We start from the raw sequence: 15,077 nt of genomic DNA on the forward strand, positions 1-15,077 counted from the left end.
AGCCGGCGTGCGGCCCTGGGCGCCTGCAGTGTGAACAGGCCCCCGGAGCCGCGCGCCGTCCGGAGAGAAGACCAGCGAATCGCCTTAGCCCACTTCCGCGTTCTGCTTGATATCCCAGGCGACCAGGCTTTCCGCGCCCTTGCCGCCCTGCTCCGTCTGCTCCCAGTATTGCTGCTTGATCTTGGCGGCCTGGAACGCGTAGTTCACCACCACGGATTCCGAATTCAGCTCGCCCGACAGCTGCACCGACGACACCAGCACGTCTTCCAGCGTGATCTTCGTGTATTCGACCTGCTGGCCGCCGGCCTTGCACACCGACAGTTCGACTTTGCCGAGGTGCTTGCCGCTGGCGCAGTGCTTCATGACAGCCGGAGCCGCCTTGTCGATGCGCGCAACGACGTGCAGGTCGTTGAAGCTGGCCTTGCCGGCGCCCAGGCCGCCACCGCTGGCCATGTTGCCGGGTTGGGTGGCGCCCCACGAGAACGAAACGATGTCGCTCCAGTTTTTGTGGTTGGAATCTTTCGACTCGCCATTGGCCCCGTCGATCTTCATGAACATGTCAACAGCCACTTCTCTCTCCCTAAGTTGCGGTCACGGCACGACGTGCCCTGAAAAAATGTCCATCAACCGTCGTTCTTCTTGAGCGACGGAAGCTTGGACACAAGGCGCAGCGACACCGTCAGCCCTTCGAGCTGGTAGTGCGGCCGCAAGAAAAACTTGGCGGAGTAATAGCCGGGGTTGTCCTCGATTTCCTGCACCTGCACCTCGGCTGCGGCCAGCGGTTTGCGGGCCTTGGTTTCCTGTGACGAGTTGACCGGATCGCCGTCCACGTAATTCATGATCCAGTCGTTCAGCCAGCGTTCCATGTCGTCGCGCTCGCGGAACGAGCCGATCTTGTCGCGCACGATGCACTTCAGGTAATGCGCGAAGCGGCAGCAGGCGAACAGGTACGGCAGGCGCGCCGACAGCTTGGCGTTGGCCGAAGCATCGGCGTCGTAGTATTCATGCGGTTTCTGCAGCGACTGCGCGCCGATGAATGCCGCGAAGTCGGAATTCTTGCGGTGCACCAGCGGCATGAAGCCGTTCTTGGCCAGTTCGGCCTCGCGCCGGTCGCTGATGGCGATTTCGGTAGGGCACTTCATGTCCACCCCGCCGTCATCGGTGGGGAACGTGTGGCACGGCAGGTTTTCCACCGCGCCGCCCGATTCCACGCCGCGGATCGACGTGCACCAGCCATACAGCTTGAACGAACGGTTGATGTTGGCCGCCATCGCATAGGCCGAATTGGCCCAGGCGTAGCGGTCATGGTTGGCGCCGTCGGTGTCTTCCTCGAAGTCGAACTCGTCGACCGGGTTGGTGCGCGCGCCGTACGGCAGGCGCGCCAGGAAGCGCGGCATGGCCAGGCCGATGTAGCGCGAATCTTCCGATTCGCGCAGGCTGCGCCAGGCGGCGTATTCGGTATTGGTGAAAATCTTGGTCAGGTCGCGCGGGTTGGCCAGTTCCTGCCACGAATCCATCTGCATCACGTTGGGCGACGCCCCCGCAATGAAGGGGCAGTGCGCGGCCGCCGAAATGCGCGCGATCTCGCTCAGCAGTTCCACATCGGGCGGGCTGTGGTCGAAGTGGTAATCGCCCACCAGGCAGCCGATGGGCTCGCCGCCGAACTGGCCGTACTCTTCTTCGTACACGCGCTTGAAGATGGGGCTCTGGTCCCAGCCCACGCCCTTGTGGCGCTTGAGCGTGCGGCCCAGCTCTTTCTTCGAGATGCACATCACGCGGATCTTCAGCAGCTCGTCGGTTTCCGTGTTGGTCACCAGGTAGTGCAGGCCGCGCCAGGCGCCTTCCAGCTGCTGGAAGTCGGCGTGGTGCATGACCAGGTTGATCTGGTCCGACAGCTTGCGGTCGATCTCGGCGATGATCGCCTGGATGGTCCGGTAGGCGTCGGCCGACACGGCCACGCCGCTGTTTTCCAGCGCCTGGTGCGCCAGCGTGCGCACGGCGTGCTCCACCGCTTCGCGCGCCTGTTCGGTCTTGGGCTTGAATTCTTTCTTCAGCAGGGCGGACAGGCCGTCCGCTTCCAGTGTTTCGGCAGTGCGGGCATCCGCGCGTTTAGCCACAGCAGTCATCGCGATCTCCGTTATGGTTTACTTCGCGGCCGGATCGGCTTCGGGCTCGTCCGCCTTGGGCGCGGCCGCATCCGGATTGGGCGCGGCCGCCAGCGCGTTCATCAGCGCCGGGTTCTTCAGCACCTTGCCGATCAATTCCTCGGCGCCGGTCTTGCCGTCCATGTAGGTCAGCAGGTTGGCCAGCTGCGTGCGGGCATCCAGCAGCTCGTTCAGCGCGCCGACCTTGCGCGCCACCGTGGCGGGCGAGAAATCGTCGATGCTTTCGAAGGTGATGTCGACGTTCAGATTGCCCTCGCCGGTCAGCGTGTTGGGTACCTGGAAGGCGGCCCGCGGCTGGATCGACTTCATGCGCTCGTCGAAGTTGTCGATATCGATGTCCAGGAACTTGCGCTCGGCCACATCGGGCTGGGGCTCCACCGACTTGCCCGCCAGGTCGGCCAGCACGCCCATGACAAACGGCAGCTGGATCTTGCGTTCCGCGCCGTAGATTTCCACGTCGTATTCAATCTGCACGCGCGGCGCGCGGTTGCGTGCAATGAACTTTTGTCCGCTGCCCTTCAGTGTCGTTGCCATGTGTGCTCTCCTATCCTGAAATTGGTGCGAATATTCGGGCGTCTCAAGCGCCAGGGCCGCCGTTGGGGTCCCTGGGCAGCCAGGTCTCGAACTGCTCGAGGCCCTGCGGCGCCAGATTCTTCATGATGTCGTGGAAACTCATTGCTATCAGCTGCTGCGCCCGGCGGATCAGATACGGTGCCGGATGGCTGGGCTCGTTCACCTCGAAGTACGCGCATACCTTGGCCAGCATGGCGGCCGCCTCTTCGCGCGACTGGATCTGCGCATCCTGCCAGCGCACCGCGGAAGCGGGCGCGCTGGGCGCCGGCGCCGCCGCCGCGGGGGCCGTGGATGCTGCGTCCCCAACAATTTCTTCTACCGGCGCGGCGGGGCCACTATCGCCCAGGGCCTGCGCCACCACGTCCAGCGTGCGCAGGATGCCCGCGTAATCCGGCACCCATTCCTGGCCCAGCTTGTCGGCCACCTGGCCCTGGATGCGGCGCAGGGCCTGCATCGCGGTCATCAAGCCAGACAGATCGGCGTCTTGCTGCAGCGAAGCCTGGCGCAGATGTTCGACCAGGCGAGCGCGCCCGCCAGGATAAAAGTCGGGATCGGAACGGCTGCCGTCCAGCACGGACTCGGCATCGCGCAATGACAATTGTCCGTGCACGCCGTTGACCAGGCGGCTCGAACGGGCGCTGCGCGCGCAGCCGGCCAGGTCGCCCAGCGATGCCAGCGCATTGATGCGCGGCATGGGATCGTTGTCGCCCACGCTATCCAGGCGGGGATGCACCGCATCCCAGTAGCGCTCGAGCGTATCGGCCACCAGAGTCAGGCCATCGGCATAGCCTGGCAGGCCGCGCACTTCGGTCCAGGCCTGGGTCAGGTATCCCATGATGCGCACATCGCGCGTGCGTTCAAGCAGGCCGCGCGACAGTTTTTCAACTTCGCGCCAGTCGGGGGGCTGGGCCGGAATAATGGTCGAGCCGAACTGCTGTTCGCTGCGCTCGACTGCCGCCTGCTGCAATTGCAGGAACTCGGCGTCATATTCCAGGTCTTCTCCACAAGGCAGACGAGGATCCAGCGCGGTCAGGATATCGGCAAATTCCATGGTGATCGGTCATATCCGGGATAACCCGGAGCCTAAAACAGCCTATCTTCGCGTAACTGCCGCAGAAACCCGAATTCTAGGCAGAGCTTGTATTAATTCCGGTGACGCTTAACAGCTACTGTTTTTTCTTACGTTTCATTAACAAATACGAAAAAAAATGCACATTTCGTGCACTAGTAAATTGAGAATTTGAAACAATATCGGCCGGTGGCGACCGCCCCTGGCCAGGCCTGGGCGGCATCCCGCCGCGGCGCGCCAGGCGGGCCGCCCTTATATATAAAGTCTGTAGACCGGACGGTTACGCTATTGCTAGCATGCGGCTGACCATGACTCGGGAGCGCATGTGGCGGTCCAGGCGGGCTTTGTTCTCTTTGCTGTTGCAGCGGCCGGCTGGGGCGCGCTGGCCCTGTGGGTACGGCGGCCGGCAGGCGTCCCCTTTACCTATGCGCTGATCGTCATTTGGGTACTGGTCGCGCTGGCCGCGTGCGTGCTGGTCGGCATGGGCCGCTGGGCAGGCGCCCTGCTGTTTGCCGGCCCCGCCGCCGCGTTGGCCGCGTGGTGGCTGACGCTGCGGCCCTCGCAGCATCGCGACTGGGAACCCAGCGTGGCCCGCCTGCTGCAGGGGCAGGTCATGGGCGACACCGCCACGCTGCACAACGTGCGCAATTTCCAGTGGCGCGGCCCGCAGGATTTCGACGCACGCTGGGAAACGCGGCAATACAGCCTGGCGGCCATCCGTTCTGTTGACCTGGCGCTGTCGTACTGGTCGCACACCGCCATCGCCCACACCCTGGTGTCGTTCGGCTTCGCCGACGGCGACTACCTGGTCTTTTCAGTGGAAATCCGTCGCCGGAAGAACGACCGGTTCTCGGAAATCGGCGGCTTCTTCCGCCAGTACGAACTGAGCATCGTGGCGGCCGACGAACGCGACATCCTGCAAGTGCGCACCAATGTCCGCCACGAAGACGGCTACTTGTACCGCGTGCAGATGGCCCCCGACGACATGCGAGCCCTGTTCGCCGAATACATCAACCAGGCCAACCGGCTGACCGAACGGCCGCGCTTCTACAACACGCTGACCGCCAACTGCACCACCCTGGTCTACCGCATGGTCAACCGCATCGTGGCCGGGCTGCCGCTGGACTACCGCCTGCTGGCCTCGGGCTACCTGCCCGAATACCTGTACGACCTGGGCGCGCTGCGCGGCGCCGGCAGCCTGCAGGAATACCGCCGGCGCGGGCGCTACACCGAACGCGCCCGCGACACCGCATCCCCTCTGCCGTTCTCGCGGCGCATCCGCGCCGGCGTGCCGGGCATCGAAGACCTGTAGCCGGTGTTGCAGACGCCTGGCTCCCGAAGGCTGCCAGGCGCTCCGCTTCCGGCGGCATGCGGCTTGCTGCGTGTCCCTGCCCCCAAACCACCCGGCAGGAGCCCACCGCCATGACGCCTCGTTCCCCCCAACTACAGATCTGCATCGACGAATGCCTGAACTGCTACCAGGCCTGCCTGGGCATGGCCATGAGCCATTGCCTGGAACAGGGCGGTCCGCACGTCGATCCCGCCCACTTCCGCCTGATGATGGCCTGCTCGGAAAGCTGCCGCACGGCCGCGCATTTCATGCTGATCGGCGTGCCCCATCATCAGCACATTTGCGCCGACTGCGCGTCGATATGCCGGCAATGCGCCGATAGCTGCGACGCGCTGGACGGCATGGACGAATGCGCCGCCGCGTGCCGGCGCTGCGCCGATGCGTGCGAACGGATAGCGGGATAAGGCCCGCGTCAGGCGGGCTTGACCGTCATCAGATAGAAAATGGCCAGGAACGCCAGAAACGCCGCCACGCCCAGGCCGAACCAGGCACGGAAATATCGCCAGTAGCCGGCCGGCAGCGCCAGGCCGCCGGCGGCGGCCTGGCGGGCCAGGTCGCGCAGGCGGATCTGCAGCCACACCACCGGCAGCCAGCACGCGATCGCCACAATGTACAAATACACCGACCAGCGCAGCCAGCCCGCATCCATGCCGATGCCGGCCACATGCATCATCCAATACCCCGTCAGGGGCTGGGCCGCCGCCGTCGTCGCAGTGAACAGCCAATCGGCCGTCACCACATAGCCTGCCACAGCGGCCACGGTGCGCGCATCGCGCCCGAGCGTGGCGACCAGAAAATAATAGGCGCTGCCGATGCCGGTGCCGAACAGCACCGTGGACGACAGCACGTGCAGCCATTTCGCTATCGCGTATTCCATGGCCGCTCCAGTTCATATAGCACCCACAGCAGCGCCAGCAGCGGCAGGTTCTTCAATATCGGCCCGTAGGGATGCAGCCAGAATTCCGGCAGCCGCCACGAAACAATGGCCGTGTAGCCCAGCATCAATCCCGCCTGCGCCGCCCACAGCCAAGGCATGCGGCGCGGCGCCAGCGCCAGCAGGCCCAGGGCGATATCCAGCAGCGCGGCGCCGTACAACGCCAGCGGCTGCAACGCCTGCGGAACCCCCGCCCGCTGCAGCAGGGCATAGCTGGACTGCAGCGGGTAAACGCCCAGGGACACCACGCCGGTAACGACCCACAAAACCGCCAGGCTTGCCCGCGCGACCGGCAGCAGCCAGCGCAGCTGGGCCTGCATGCGCTGCGCCGGCGCATCGTCGGACGCCACGAACTGATCCACCTCGCGCGGCATGCGGCCCAGCAGCGCGCGCAGCGGCTCCACGTCGGCGCTGTTGCCTCGCCGCAGCATGCGCCAGGCCGCCGTGTCCAGCAAAGCCTCGCGCCGCCAATCGCCCATGCGCGCCAGGATGGCGGCGACGCCGCGCGGCACCGGAACAAAGCGGCCGCGGCCCCGCAGGCCCAATGCCCCGCGCAAGCGCGCCAGGAAATCCCGCCACGACAAGGCGCGCGGCCCCACCAGGGCGATGCGCGGCCCGGGCGGACGCGGCGCGTCGACCAGCGCCACGATCGCCGCGGCCACGTCATCGATGTGTATGGGCTGCAATCGCGCCGCGCCCAGATCCGGCGCGGGGATCCATGGCAGCGTCGCCAGCATGCCGAACAGCGCCGCGCTGGTTCCCCCCGGCCCGTACACCAGCGACGGCTGCGCCACCACCGCATCCATGGGCAAGGCCAGCAGGTAGTCATCGGCGGCGCGCTTGCTCAAATAATAGGCGCTGCGGGCCCCCGCATCGGCGCCCAGGGCCGACACCTGGATCACGCGCCGCACCCCGGCCTGGCGGCAGGCCGAAAACAATGCCCGCGGCGCTTTTTCATGCAACTGGCTGAACCGTTCGCCGCGCGACTCGCGAAAAATCCCCACCGTATTGATCACTACATCGATGCCTTGCAGCAAGGGCAGCCAGTCGCGCGGATCACCCGCCTGATTGAAATCGACGCTGCGGTATGCAATGCCGGGTTCGCGCCTGGCCGGCGTCGCCCGCACACCCGCCACCACATCGTGGCCGGTGTGCGCCAGGGCCCGCACCACGTGCCGGCCCAGAAAACCCGTGGCGCCCAGCACCAATATGCTCATCGGCCACGCCTCCGAAGCAATCTCGCACCAACCGTTACACCCCCGCGCCGGCCCGCCATGCATGCTGAAAGCTGGCAAAACCACCGGGGAACCGCATGAGCCTCATCGCGCGCATCGCGGCGCGGGCCATCATGTCGGGCAGCACGGCCAGCGTCCTGTCCACCCTGACGCTGGCCGGCTGCGGCGCACGCGATTGCCACAGCGCTTTCGCGCCTGTCAACGCCATCAGCCACTGGCTGTGGCGCGACACGGCCCTGCGCCAACAGCGCCCCTCGCTGCGCTACACCGTCACCGGGTATGTCATTCACCATTCGATGTCGATCTTCTGGGCCCTTGCCTACGAGGTCCTGCTGCACAAGCGCCGCCGCGACAGCCCGGGCTGGCATCCTTGCGCGGCGGGGCTGGGCGTGGCCGCCACGGCCTGCCTGGTGGACCTGAAGGCCACGCCGCGGCGCCTGACGCCGGGCTTCGAGCGCCGGCTGTCGGGCCGGTCACTTGCCGTGGTCTATGCCGCCTTCGGCATCGGCCTGGCGCTCACGCACCTGGCGCGGCGCTCTTAAGAATCCGGGCCGGCCGCCCGCGACGCGGCCGGACCCACGCGAATCTGGTTCTCGACCTGGGTGACGCCGCGCGTGTCGCTGGCCGCGTCTTCCACGGCATGCTTGATCCAGCGCGAAGGCACATTGCCGGCCAGCACGACTTTGCCGCCGGCCACCGCCACCGACACATCCCCGACGTCGAGGCCGCTGCGGCTCAGCCGTTCGCACAGATCGTCCTGGATATATTCGTCCGAACGCACATATCCCTTGGGATACACCGGCATGCGCGGCTGGCTCTGGTACGGAAAACTCAGCCCCGAACGCCCGGGGTAGTCGCCCTGGCCCACTCCCCCGCCCCGCCACTGGGGATCGTTCTTCCAACTGTCGGGCCGGGAATACGTGTCGCGCGTCTCGCGGCGGGCGCGCTCGCCGGCGACCGGGTCGTCGTAGCGGCGTCCGTAGGGGTCGCGTTCCTGGCTGTAGGTCTGGCCGCCCCCCGGATAGCCCGAATTGGAGTTGCGGTCGTAGTTGCGCCGCCGGGGCGGCTCGTCGGGCAGGTCATTCAGGCGATAGCGCATGATGGGGCCTCATTGTCATGACAATACCTGCGCCCCGCAATTGGCGTGCCCGCCGGCACGCCGCCCGCGCGCTATGCCGCCTGGCGCCGCAATACCCGCCCCGGCCGCGCGCCGCTGGCCTGGCCGCCGCGCCACACGATGGCGCCATTGACCAGCACCGTGTCAATGCCGATCGACGGCGCCACCGGCCTGTCGAAGGTGGCGGCCTCGGCCACGGTTTCGGCATTGAAGATCGCCAGGTCGGCAAAAGCGCCTTCGCGCAGCACGCCGCGATCGGCCAGCCCGAAGCGCGCGGCGGTCAGGCCGCTCATCTTGTGCACGGCCTTTTCCAGCGAAAACAGCCCCAGGCCCCGGCCATAGTGGCCCAGCACGCGCGGGAAGGTTCCCCACAGGCGCGGATGCGGCTGTTCATCGTGCGGCAGGCCGTCCGAACCGATCATGGTGTCGTCGAACTGCAGGATGCGCTGCACATCGGCGTCGTCCATGCGGAAATAAATGGCGCCGGCCGGCAGCAGGCGGGCCACCGCGTCTTCCAGCGTGGCCCCCAGCTCGCGCGCGATATCGTCCAGGTCGCGGCCCGCATACTGCGGCAGGCTCTTGGACCAGGTCACGATGGTGCGCGACGATCCCGCCGCCCGCGCATGGGTCAGGATGGTGGACGACGCGGCATACGGATAGCAGTCCAGGCACACCGGCTGCCGCGCCATTGCCGCGCGGATGCGCTGCAGCGTCTGCACCGACCGCCCGTAATTGTTCACCCCGGCCAGCTTGTGGTGCGAGATCACCACCGGCACGCCAAGCTCGCGGCCGATGCGGAAGGTTTCTTCCAGCGATGCCATGATCTCGTCGCCCTCGTCGCGCATGTGCGTGCAGTACAGCCCGCCATGCCCGGCCAGCGGGCGGCAGACATCGATGATCTCTTCCGTGGAAGCCGCCATGGCCGGCGCGTACGCCAGGCCGGTGGACACGCCGATGGCGCCCGCTTCCATGGCCTCGTCCACATGGCCGCGCATGGCGGCCGCCTCGCCGGCCGTGGCCGGGCGCGACAAGTCATCCATGGTGATTACCCGCAGCGTGGAATGGCCCACCAGCATGGCGCAGTTGGTGGCGGCCGGCTGCGCCCGCAATGCCTGCAGATAATCGCCGAAGCGCGCGTAGCGGGACCACTGGCCGGTGCTGTCCAGCAGATCCAGCGGCGGCGTCATGGCGGCGGGCGCCGGCTGGGGCATGGGCGCCAGCGAAATGCCGCAATTGCCGCCGATTACCGTGGTAACGCCCTGGCTGACCTTGGGCGCCATGTCGCCGGCCGACAGCATGACGCGGTCGTCGTGCGTGTGGGCGTCGATAAAGCCGGGCGCGGCCACCAGCCCGCGGGCGTCGATTTCCTGGCGGCCGCGCGCGCCGCCCAGGTCGCCCAGGCGCACGACACGGTCGCCGTTGATGCCGATGTCGCCGTCGAAGCGCGCCGCGCCGGTGCCGTCGACGATCTCGGCATGGCGGATCAAAACGTCGTAAATGGGCTGCATGATGGGCCTTGTCTGTGGAATGCGGGGCGGCGGCCGGGGCGCGGCGCCGGGCAATGCCCAAGTGTACGGCCGCCGCGGCGCTGCCCCGCCGGGCATGCCGCTTGCGTGCGCGGCCGGTTCACCCACCTGATGCACGGAGGCCACTCATGCCCGCGAAATCCCAAGCCCAGCAAAAGGCGGCCGGCGCTGCCCTTGCCGCCAAGCGTGGCGAACAGAAAAAAAGCAGCCTGAAGGGCGCTTCGAAATCCATGTACGAATCGATGGACGAGAAGGAACTGGAAAAAATGGCGTCCGCCTCGCGGCACGGCAAGCCGCAGCACAAGCACGACTCGTGAGGCGCGGGCCGCGGCGCCGGGCTGGGCGCGGCGCGGCATCCTGTGCTAGGGTTGGCGGCACGCCCGCCCACCCTTGACGAGGTACCGCCATGTCACGCGTCACCCGCCTGCCCGCCGCCACGCCCCTGCCGCTGTCGCGCGCCGTCAAGGCCAACGGCTTTCTGTTCGCTTCGGGCCAGATCCCCATGGACGCGGCGGGGCAGGTCGTGCGCGGCGATATCGCCGCGCAGACCGAAGCCGTATTCGACCGCATCACCGAGACACTGGCCAAGGCCGGCTGCCACCTGCAAGACGTGGTGCGCGCCACGGTGTGGCTGTCGGACATGGCGCTGTTCGGCGAATTCAACAAAGTCTATGCCGCGCGCTTCGGCCACGCGCTGCCCGCACGGTCCACCGTGCAGGCCCGGCTGGCCCTGGACGTCGACGTCGAGATCGAAGTCCAGGCCCTGCTTCCCGAACGCCGCCCGCCCGGCCCCGTCTCCGAAGCCTGAAGCCCCGCGGCCGGCGTTCAGTCTACGCGGGCGCCCGACTTCTCGACCACCACGGTCCGCCCCCAGGCTTCGGTCAGGCCCTGCGCCACCTGGCGCGCCAGGAAGTCCGAAGCGCCGCCGGGCGCCTGCGGCACCACCAGCTTCACCTGGCGGTCGGGGTAGCCCGCCGCCGCTGCCTGCGCCATGCCTCCCAGCAGCAACATCGCCGCAATACACGCCCGTGCCTGCCTCATCTGTGTCTCCTCGCAAAAGACCCAGAGTGTGAACGCCTGGCCGGGCCGCGACAATTCGGATGTTGCAAGCCGACGGTTTGCCGTTGCCTAAGTATGGAAGGGCCGGGCAGCGCGGCGGTACGGCTACGACCCCATGGCCTGCAGTTCGTTCCGGTACTGCTGCACCAGGCCGGGCGGGGCATCGTGCTGGTAAGCGTCCAGGAACTGCCGCAGCGCCTGGCGGTATTCCTGCCGGAACCCGTCATTGCCTGGGCTGGCGGCCAGCTGGGCCCGCGCCCGCTCGACCGGCGCGCGGGCGCGCTGCAACAGGCGGCGTCGCCCGAACGGCGATTCGTCGCGCATGATCACCACGCTGCGCTCGAAGCCGGGCATGTACTTCACCACGAAGCGCTCGCCCTTTGGCGGCAGTTCGATTTCATTGCGCACCGGATACAGACTGGCCGACAGGGTGTCAAAATGGAACTTCACATCGCGGCCATCGGCCGTCTTCAGCACGGCATCGTAGGCCCAGACGTACTGCTCATTGAGCTGCGAGCTGGTTTGTTCGGCATGGGTGATAACGGCGCTGCCGTACGTGCCGAATGCATGCACGAACAGCGCATTGGCCATCGGCCCGGTGAACACATTGGCCATGCCCGCCACGAAACCGGCGATGCCCAGAGCGTACCACGCGGGGTGCCCCAGCCAGCGGGCCAGGCAGGCCCCCACCGCCAGCCCCGCCAGCACCAGCAGCGGCAGACTCCACAGCGAATGCTGGCCCAGGAAGTAAAAGATGGCGGCTAGTGCAGTCATGGCGTGTCAGTATATAGTTCCGCAACCGTCATATTTGCAAACAATCGCTGCGTCGGACCCGCCGGGCATTCCACTGGGCCGCACCGCCCGGCGCGAGGAACAGCGTGGTTCATGATAGTCGGCATCGATCTCGGCACTACCAACAGCCTGGCAGCCTGCTGGCGCGACGGCCAGGCCAGGCTGATACCCAACGCGTTGGGCCGCAACCTGACGCCGTCCTGCGTCAGCCTGGATGAAGATGGCACCGTGCTGGTGGGCGAACCCGCCCGCGAGCGCCTGCAGACCCACCCCGGCCAGAGCGCCGCCCTGTTCAAGCGCCACATGGGCGGCGACAAGCTGTTCCAGCTGGGCGCACGCCGCTTCCGGCCCGAAGAGCTGTCGGCCCTGGTATTGCGCGCGCTGAAAGAAGACGCCGAGGCCGCCCTGGGAGAAACCGTGACCGAAGCGGTCATTTCGGTGCCCGCCTATTTTTCGGATGCCCAGCGCAAGGCCACCCGCGCCGCGGCCCGGCTGGCCGGCCTGCATGTCGAGCGGCTGATCAACGAGCCCACGGCCGCCGCGCTGGCCTATGGCCTGCACCAGCGCGCGGCCGAATCGCAGTTCCTGGTGTTCGACCTGGGCGGCGGCACCTTCGACGTGTCTATCCTGGAGCTGTTCGAAGGGGTCATGGAAGTGCGCGCCACCGCCGGCGACAACTTCCTGGGCGGCGAAGATTTCGTCAATGAAATCGTGTACTGGTTCTGCCAGTCGGCCAACGTGCCCAAGCGGGCGCGCGACGACCACGCCTTCATGCAGCACCTGCGCGCGCGCGTCGAAGCCGCCAAGCGGCAGCTCAGCGAGGCCGATTCCGCCGAGATCGCGGTGCACTGGAAAGACCAGGCCTACCGCCTGGAACTGTCCGAAGAGCACTACCGGACGATCTCGGAACCCCTGCTGCAGCGCCTGCGCGCGCCGCTGGAACGGGCCCTGCGCGATGCCGGGCTGCGCAGCGGCGACATCCAGGAAGTCGTCCTGGCCGGCGGCGCCACGCGCGCGCCCATGATCCGCAACCTGGTTACGCGCATGTTCGGCCGTTTTCCGTCGGTAGCCCTGAACCCCGACGAAGTCGTGGCCCTGGGCGCCGCCGTGATGGCCGGCCTGAAAGCGCGCGACGCGGCCCTGCGCGAAGTGGTCATGACTGATGTCTGCCCATACTCGCTGGGCGTGGAAACCTCGCGCGAGCTGGACGACGGCCGCCATGTCGAGGGGCAGTTTTCGCCCATCATCGAACGCAACACGGTGGTGCCCGTCAGCCGGGTGCAGGAATATTCTCCTTTGCGCAACGGCCAGAAAGAAATCCTGCTGCGCATCTACCAGGGCGAATCGCGCTCGGTGCGCGACAACATCAAGATCGGCGAGCTGGCCGTGCCGCTGGACGGCGGCTCGCGCACCGACGGCACCGTGGCAGTGCGCTTCACCTACGATGTCAACGGCATCCTGGAAGTCGAGGCCATGCGCCTTTCCGACAGCGAGGTATATCGCATCGTCATCCGCAGCCACGCCAGCGAGCTGACCGACCAGCAGATCGCCGAGCGCTTCGCGGCCCTGGCCGAACTGAAAATCCACCCGCGCGACAAGCTGGAAAACCGCGGGGTGATGGCCGAGGCCGAACGCATATATGCCTTCCTGCGCGGGCGCGCGCGCGAAGTCATGGGCGAAGAGATAAGCCTGTTCGAGGCCGCGCTGGCCGAACAGCACGAGCGCGCCATCGAAAGCGCGCGCGACCGGCTGCGCCGCGCCATCGAGCACTTCGACCGCTACAACGTCTTCGATACTGAGCCCGATCCGCTGTAACGCCAGACCCGCCCACGACGATCCGACCCCATGCAAGCGATCTTCACCGTGCTCGGCATCACGCCGACCGCCGACACCCGGGCGATCCGGCGCGCCTACGCGCAGCGGCTGAAAACACTGGACCAGCACACCCAGGCCGGCGAATTCGAAGCCCTGCGCCGCGCCTATGAAACCGCCCTGGACTGGGCCCGCAACGCCGGCGCCGCGGCCGAGGCCCAGGAACCGGCCGCCCCGGCGCCCGACGCCGGCAACCCGGCCGACCCCGAGTCCGCGCCCCAGCCCCCGGCCGCGCTGGCCGATATTCCGGCGTCCGGCTATGCGCCGCGGCAGCCGCAGCAGACCGTGCGCCAGGTGCCGCGGCACGCCACCTGGCGCGCCGCGCGCGAACGGCGAAGAATCGTCGACGAATCCATCGCCGAACTCATGCAGACCGAGCCGCAGGCCCTGCCCGCCGCCTGGAAGCGCCTGACCTCGCAGCCCGGGCTGGAATCGCTGGACGCCATGGCGGACTTCGGCGACCGGTTGCTCGAACACATCGCCGAACGGCCCGACGGGCAATACGCGCTGTACTCCCTGGGCCAGCGGCAATTCCACTGGGAACATGCCGCCTACCGCCCGCGCACGCCGCGCGCGGCCGAATGGCTGCAGCGCTATATCGAAGAACGCGAACTGTGGGAACGGCAGCCGCGCAAGCAGCGCCTGCAGAACGAGCGCGCCATCGAGCGCATGCGGCGCCACCCGTCGCCCGGCTGGCGGCGGGCCAACCGGGCCCATCCCGTCATTTATTTTGTCTCGCGGCACATGCCCTTGTGGTGGCGCCTGCACGTGCCCGCCGCGCTGGCGCGGCATTACGAACAGGCCTTGCAGTCGCCGCCGCTGCTGGTGCGCGGCCTGCGCAAACTGCAGGGCAGCGGAATCGGCTGGCCCAAGTGGTACGTCTGGATCTTCGTCGGCATTCTGGCCAACGGCCTGCACGCGTGGTCTACCCAGTCGCAGCGGCCCACCGCCAGCCAGGCCCGCCCGCAGCAAACGCAGGCCGCCCCTAAGCCGCAGGCTCCGGCCGACCAGCTGCAGCCGATTACCAGCTTCGCCGGCGGCAAGCGCGCCTACCGCATTACCGGCCCGGTCGCCGGCGGCAACCCGAACGGCCAGGCCTTGCTGGAAGTGCCCATTCCGGCCTATCCCAAAAACGGCTGGGGCGCGCGCGGCACCGTGTACATCACGCTGACCGTGACGTCGTGGGGCGAAGTGCAGGCCGCGGTCAGCCAGAGTTCAGGCAGCAGGCCGCTGGATTCCGCCGCCCTGGCCGCCGCCCAGGGCGCGCGCGTCGATGGCAAGCTGGCGTACTCGCTGACGGCCCGGCTGCCGTTCGAGTTCCGTCCGCAACAGCCGCCGGCCGCGCCGAAATAGCCGGCCGTGGCGCGGGCCCGGGGGCGGCCCG

17 protein-coding genes are annotated in these 15,077 nt (G+C 67.5%); 7 read left to right on the forward strand and 10 right to left on the reverse strand.

What is annotated here, in order from left to right; translation table 11 throughout:
- Nucleotides 1-84 precede the first annotated feature (84 nt).
- The 4 genes from J2P76_RS18900 to tssA are packed head-to-tail and all read right to left on the reverse strand — an operon-like array spanning nucleotide 85 to nucleotide 3,789.
- Nucleotides 85-570, reverse strand: coding sequence for a type VI secretion system tube protein TssD (locus tag J2P76_RS18900; RefSeq protein WP_207409395.1), 486 nt, complete (start codon nucleotides 568-570; stop codon nucleotides 85-87).
- A gap of 53 nt (nucleotides 571-623) precedes the next feature.
- Nucleotides 624-2,126 carry a type VI secretion system contractile sheath large subunit gene (tssC, locus tag J2P76_RS18905; protein ID WP_207409396.1) on the reverse strand — a complete coding sequence of 501 codons (1,503 nt, stop codon included), beginning with the start codon at nucleotides 2,124-2,126 and terminating at the stop codon, nucleotides 624-626.
- 18 nt (nucleotides 2,127-2,144) lie between these two features.
- On the reverse strand, nucleotides 2,145-2,699 hold the full coding sequence (tssB, locus tag J2P76_RS18910; protein ID WP_012251006.1) for a type VI secretion system contractile sheath small subunit: 555 nt from the start codon (nucleotides 2,697-2,699) through the stop codon (nucleotides 2,145-2,147).
- Nucleotides 2,700-2,742: 43 nt separating this feature from the next.
- Nucleotides 2,743-3,789, reverse strand: coding sequence for a type VI secretion system protein TssA (gene tssA, locus J2P76_RS18915; protein ID WP_207409397.1), 1,047 nt, complete (start codon nucleotides 3,787-3,789; stop codon nucleotides 2,743-2,745).
- A gap of 343 nt (nucleotides 3,790-4,132) precedes the next feature.
- On the opposite strand from tssA, the gene J2P76_RS18920 reads away from it, so the two are divergent.
- Together J2P76_RS18920 and J2P76_RS18925 are read left to right on the forward strand one after the other, a co-directional pair.
- Nucleotides 4,133-5,119, forward strand: coding sequence for a DUF4105 domain-containing protein (locus tag J2P76_RS18920; RefSeq protein ID WP_207409398.1), 987 nt, complete (start codon nucleotides 4,133-4,135; stop codon nucleotides 5,117-5,119).
- 110 nt (nucleotides 5,120-5,229) lie between these two features.
- On the forward strand, nucleotides 5,230-5,562 hold the full coding sequence (locus J2P76_RS18925; protein ID WP_207409399.1) for a four-helix bundle copper-binding protein: 333 nt from the start codon (nucleotides 5,230-5,232) through the stop codon (nucleotides 5,560-5,562).
- Between the two features lie 8 nt (nucleotides 5,563-5,570).
- Here J2P76_RS18925 and J2P76_RS18930 read toward each other — a convergent pair whose 3' ends face one another.
- On the reverse strand, nucleotides 5,571-6,035 hold the full coding sequence (locus J2P76_RS18930) for a DUF2269 family protein (RefSeq protein WP_207409400.1): 465 nt from the start codon (nucleotides 6,033-6,035) through the stop codon (nucleotides 5,571-5,573).
- Nucleotides 6,020-7,309 carry an NAD(P)H-binding protein gene (locus J2P76_RS18935; protein WP_207409401.1) on the reverse strand — a complete coding sequence of 430 codons (1,290 nt, stop codon included), beginning with the start codon at nucleotides 7,307-7,309 and terminating at the stop codon, nucleotides 6,020-6,022. Before J2P76_RS18935 ends, J2P76_RS18930 begins: the two co-directional genes overlap by 16 nt.
- A 95-nt stretch (nucleotides 7,310-7,404) precedes the next feature.
- Between J2P76_RS18935 and J2P76_RS18940 the strand changes: the two genes are divergently transcribed.
- Entirely contained in the window at nucleotides 7,405-7,869 is a 465-nt protein-coding gene (locus J2P76_RS18940; RefSeq protein ID WP_207409402.1) for a hypothetical protein, read from the forward strand.
- Here the strand turns inward: J2P76_RS18940 and J2P76_RS18945 are convergent.
- Together J2P76_RS18945 and J2P76_RS18950 are read right to left on the reverse strand one after the other, a co-directional pair.
- Nucleotides 7,866-8,426, reverse strand: a complete 561-nt coding sequence (locus J2P76_RS18945; protein ID WP_207409403.1) for a BON domain-containing protein — start codon at nucleotides 8,424-8,426, stop codon at nucleotides 7,866-7,868. The genes J2P76_RS18940 and J2P76_RS18945 overlap by 4 nt on opposite strands.
- Before the next feature lie 71 nt (nucleotides 8,427-8,497).
- Nucleotides 8,498-9,952 (reverse strand): N-acyl-D-amino-acid deacylase family protein, encoded by a 1,455-nt coding sequence (locus J2P76_RS18950; RefSeq protein WP_207409404.1) that lies wholly within the window; start codon nucleotides 9,950-9,952, stop codon nucleotides 8,498-8,500.
- 146 nt (nucleotides 9,953-10,098) lie between these two features.
- Between J2P76_RS18950 and J2P76_RS18955 the strand changes: the two genes are divergently transcribed.
- Together J2P76_RS18955 and J2P76_RS18960 are read left to right on the forward strand one after the other, a co-directional pair.
- Nucleotides 10,099-10,287: a DUF3008 family protein gene (locus J2P76_RS18955; protein ID WP_207409405.1), complete on the forward strand. Its 189-nt coding sequence runs from the start codon at nucleotides 10,099-10,101 to the stop codon at nucleotides 10,285-10,287.
- A gap of 89 nt (nucleotides 10,288-10,376) precedes the next feature.
- Complete coding sequence (locus J2P76_RS18960) at nucleotides 10,377-10,778, forward strand: RidA family protein (RefSeq protein WP_207409406.1); 402 nt, start codon at nucleotides 10,377-10,379, stop codon at nucleotides 10,776-10,778.
- Between the two features lie 17 nt (nucleotides 10,779-10,795).
- On the opposite strand, the gene J2P76_RS18965 is transcribed toward J2P76_RS18960, so the two are convergent.
- Nucleotides 10,796-10,981 (reverse strand): hypothetical protein, encoded by a 186-nt coding sequence (locus tag J2P76_RS18965; protein WP_207409407.1) that lies wholly within the window; start codon nucleotides 10,979-10,981, stop codon nucleotides 10,796-10,798.
- 153 nt (nucleotides 10,982-11,134) lie between these two features.
- Entirely contained in the window at nucleotides 11,135-11,803 is a 669-nt protein-coding gene (locus tag J2P76_RS18970) for a hypothetical protein (RefSeq protein ID WP_207409408.1), read from the reverse strand.
- Nucleotides 11,804-11,914: 111 nt separating this feature from the next.
- Between J2P76_RS18970 and J2P76_RS18975 the strand changes: the two genes are divergently transcribed.
- Nucleotides 11,915-13,636, forward strand: a complete 1,722-nt coding sequence (locus J2P76_RS18975; protein ID WP_207409409.1) for a molecular chaperone HscC — start codon at nucleotides 11,915-11,917, stop codon at nucleotides 13,634-13,636.
- Between the two features lie 30 nt (nucleotides 13,637-13,666).
- A complete protein-coding gene (locus tag J2P76_RS18980; RefSeq protein WP_207409410.1) occupies nucleotides 13,667-15,046 on the forward strand; it encodes a J domain-containing protein in 1,380 nt (459 codons plus the stop codon).
- Nucleotides 15,047-15,077: the final 31 nt, after the last annotated feature.

Source organism: Bordetella petrii, from assembly GCF_017356245.1.
Lineage (GTDB): Bacteria > Pseudomonadota > Gammaproteobacteria > Burkholderiales > Burkholderiaceae_B > Bordetella_A > Bordetella_A petrii_D.

What these genes read in the sequence shown, in the direction of transcription:
- tssC (WP_207409396.1), bottom strand. Translation starts at nt 2,126, where the DNA reads ATGACTGCTGTGGCTAAACGCGCGGATGCCCGCACTGCCGAAACACTG.
- tssB (WP_012251006.1), bottom strand. Translation starts at nt 2,699, where the DNA reads ATGGCAACGACACTGAAGGGCAGCGGACAAAAGTTCATTGCACGCAAC.
- tssA (WP_207409397.1), bottom strand. Translation starts at nt 3,789, where the DNA reads ATGGAATTTGCCGATATCCTGACCGCGCTGGATCCTCGTCTGCCTTGT.
- J2P76_RS18925 (WP_207409399.1), top strand. Translation starts at nt 5,230, where the DNA reads ATGACGCCTCGTTCCCCCCAACTACAGATCTGCATCGACGAATGCCTG.
- J2P76_RS18930 (WP_207409400.1), bottom strand. Translation starts at nt 6,035, where the DNA reads ATGGAATACGCGATAGCGAAATGGCTGCACGTGCTGTCGTCCACGGTG.
- J2P76_RS18935 (WP_207409401.1), bottom strand. Translation starts at nt 7,309, where the DNA reads ATGAGCATATTGGTGCTGGGCGCCACGGGTTTTCTGGGCCGGCACGTG.
- J2P76_RS18940 (WP_207409402.1), top strand. Translation starts at nt 7,405, where the DNA reads ATGAGCCTCATCGCGCGCATCGCGGCGCGGGCCATCATGTCGGGCAGC.
- J2P76_RS18945 (WP_207409403.1), bottom strand. Translation starts at nt 8,426, where the DNA reads ATGCGCTATCGCCTGAATGACCTGCCCGACGAGCCGCCCCGGCGGCGC.
- J2P76_RS18950 (WP_207409404.1), bottom strand. Translation starts at nt 9,952, where the DNA reads ATGCAGCCCATTTACGACGTTTTGATCCGCCATGCCGAGATCGTCGAC.
- J2P76_RS18955 (WP_207409405.1), top strand. Translation starts at nt 10,099, where the DNA reads ATGCCCGCGAAATCCCAAGCCCAGCAAAAGGCGGCCGGCGCTGCCCTT.
- J2P76_RS18960 (WP_207409406.1), top strand. Translation starts at nt 10,377, where the DNA reads ATGTCACGCGTCACCCGCCTGCCCGCCGCCACGCCCCTGCCGCTGTCG.
- J2P76_RS18965 (WP_207409407.1), bottom strand. Translation starts at nt 10,981, where the DNA reads ATGTTGCTGCTGGGAGGCATGGCGCAGGCAGCGGCGGCGGGCTACCCC.
- J2P76_RS18970 (WP_207409408.1), bottom strand. Translation starts at nt 11,803, where the DNA reads ATGACTGCACTAGCCGCCATCTTTTACTTCCTGGGCCAGCATTCGCTG.
- J2P76_RS18975 (WP_207409409.1), top strand. Translation starts at nt 11,915, where the DNA reads ATGATAGTCGGCATCGATCTCGGCACTACCAACAGCCTGGCAGCCTGC.
- J2P76_RS18980 (WP_207409410.1), top strand. Translation starts at nt 13,667, where the DNA reads ATGCAAGCGATCTTCACCGTGCTCGGCATCACGCCGACCGCCGACACC.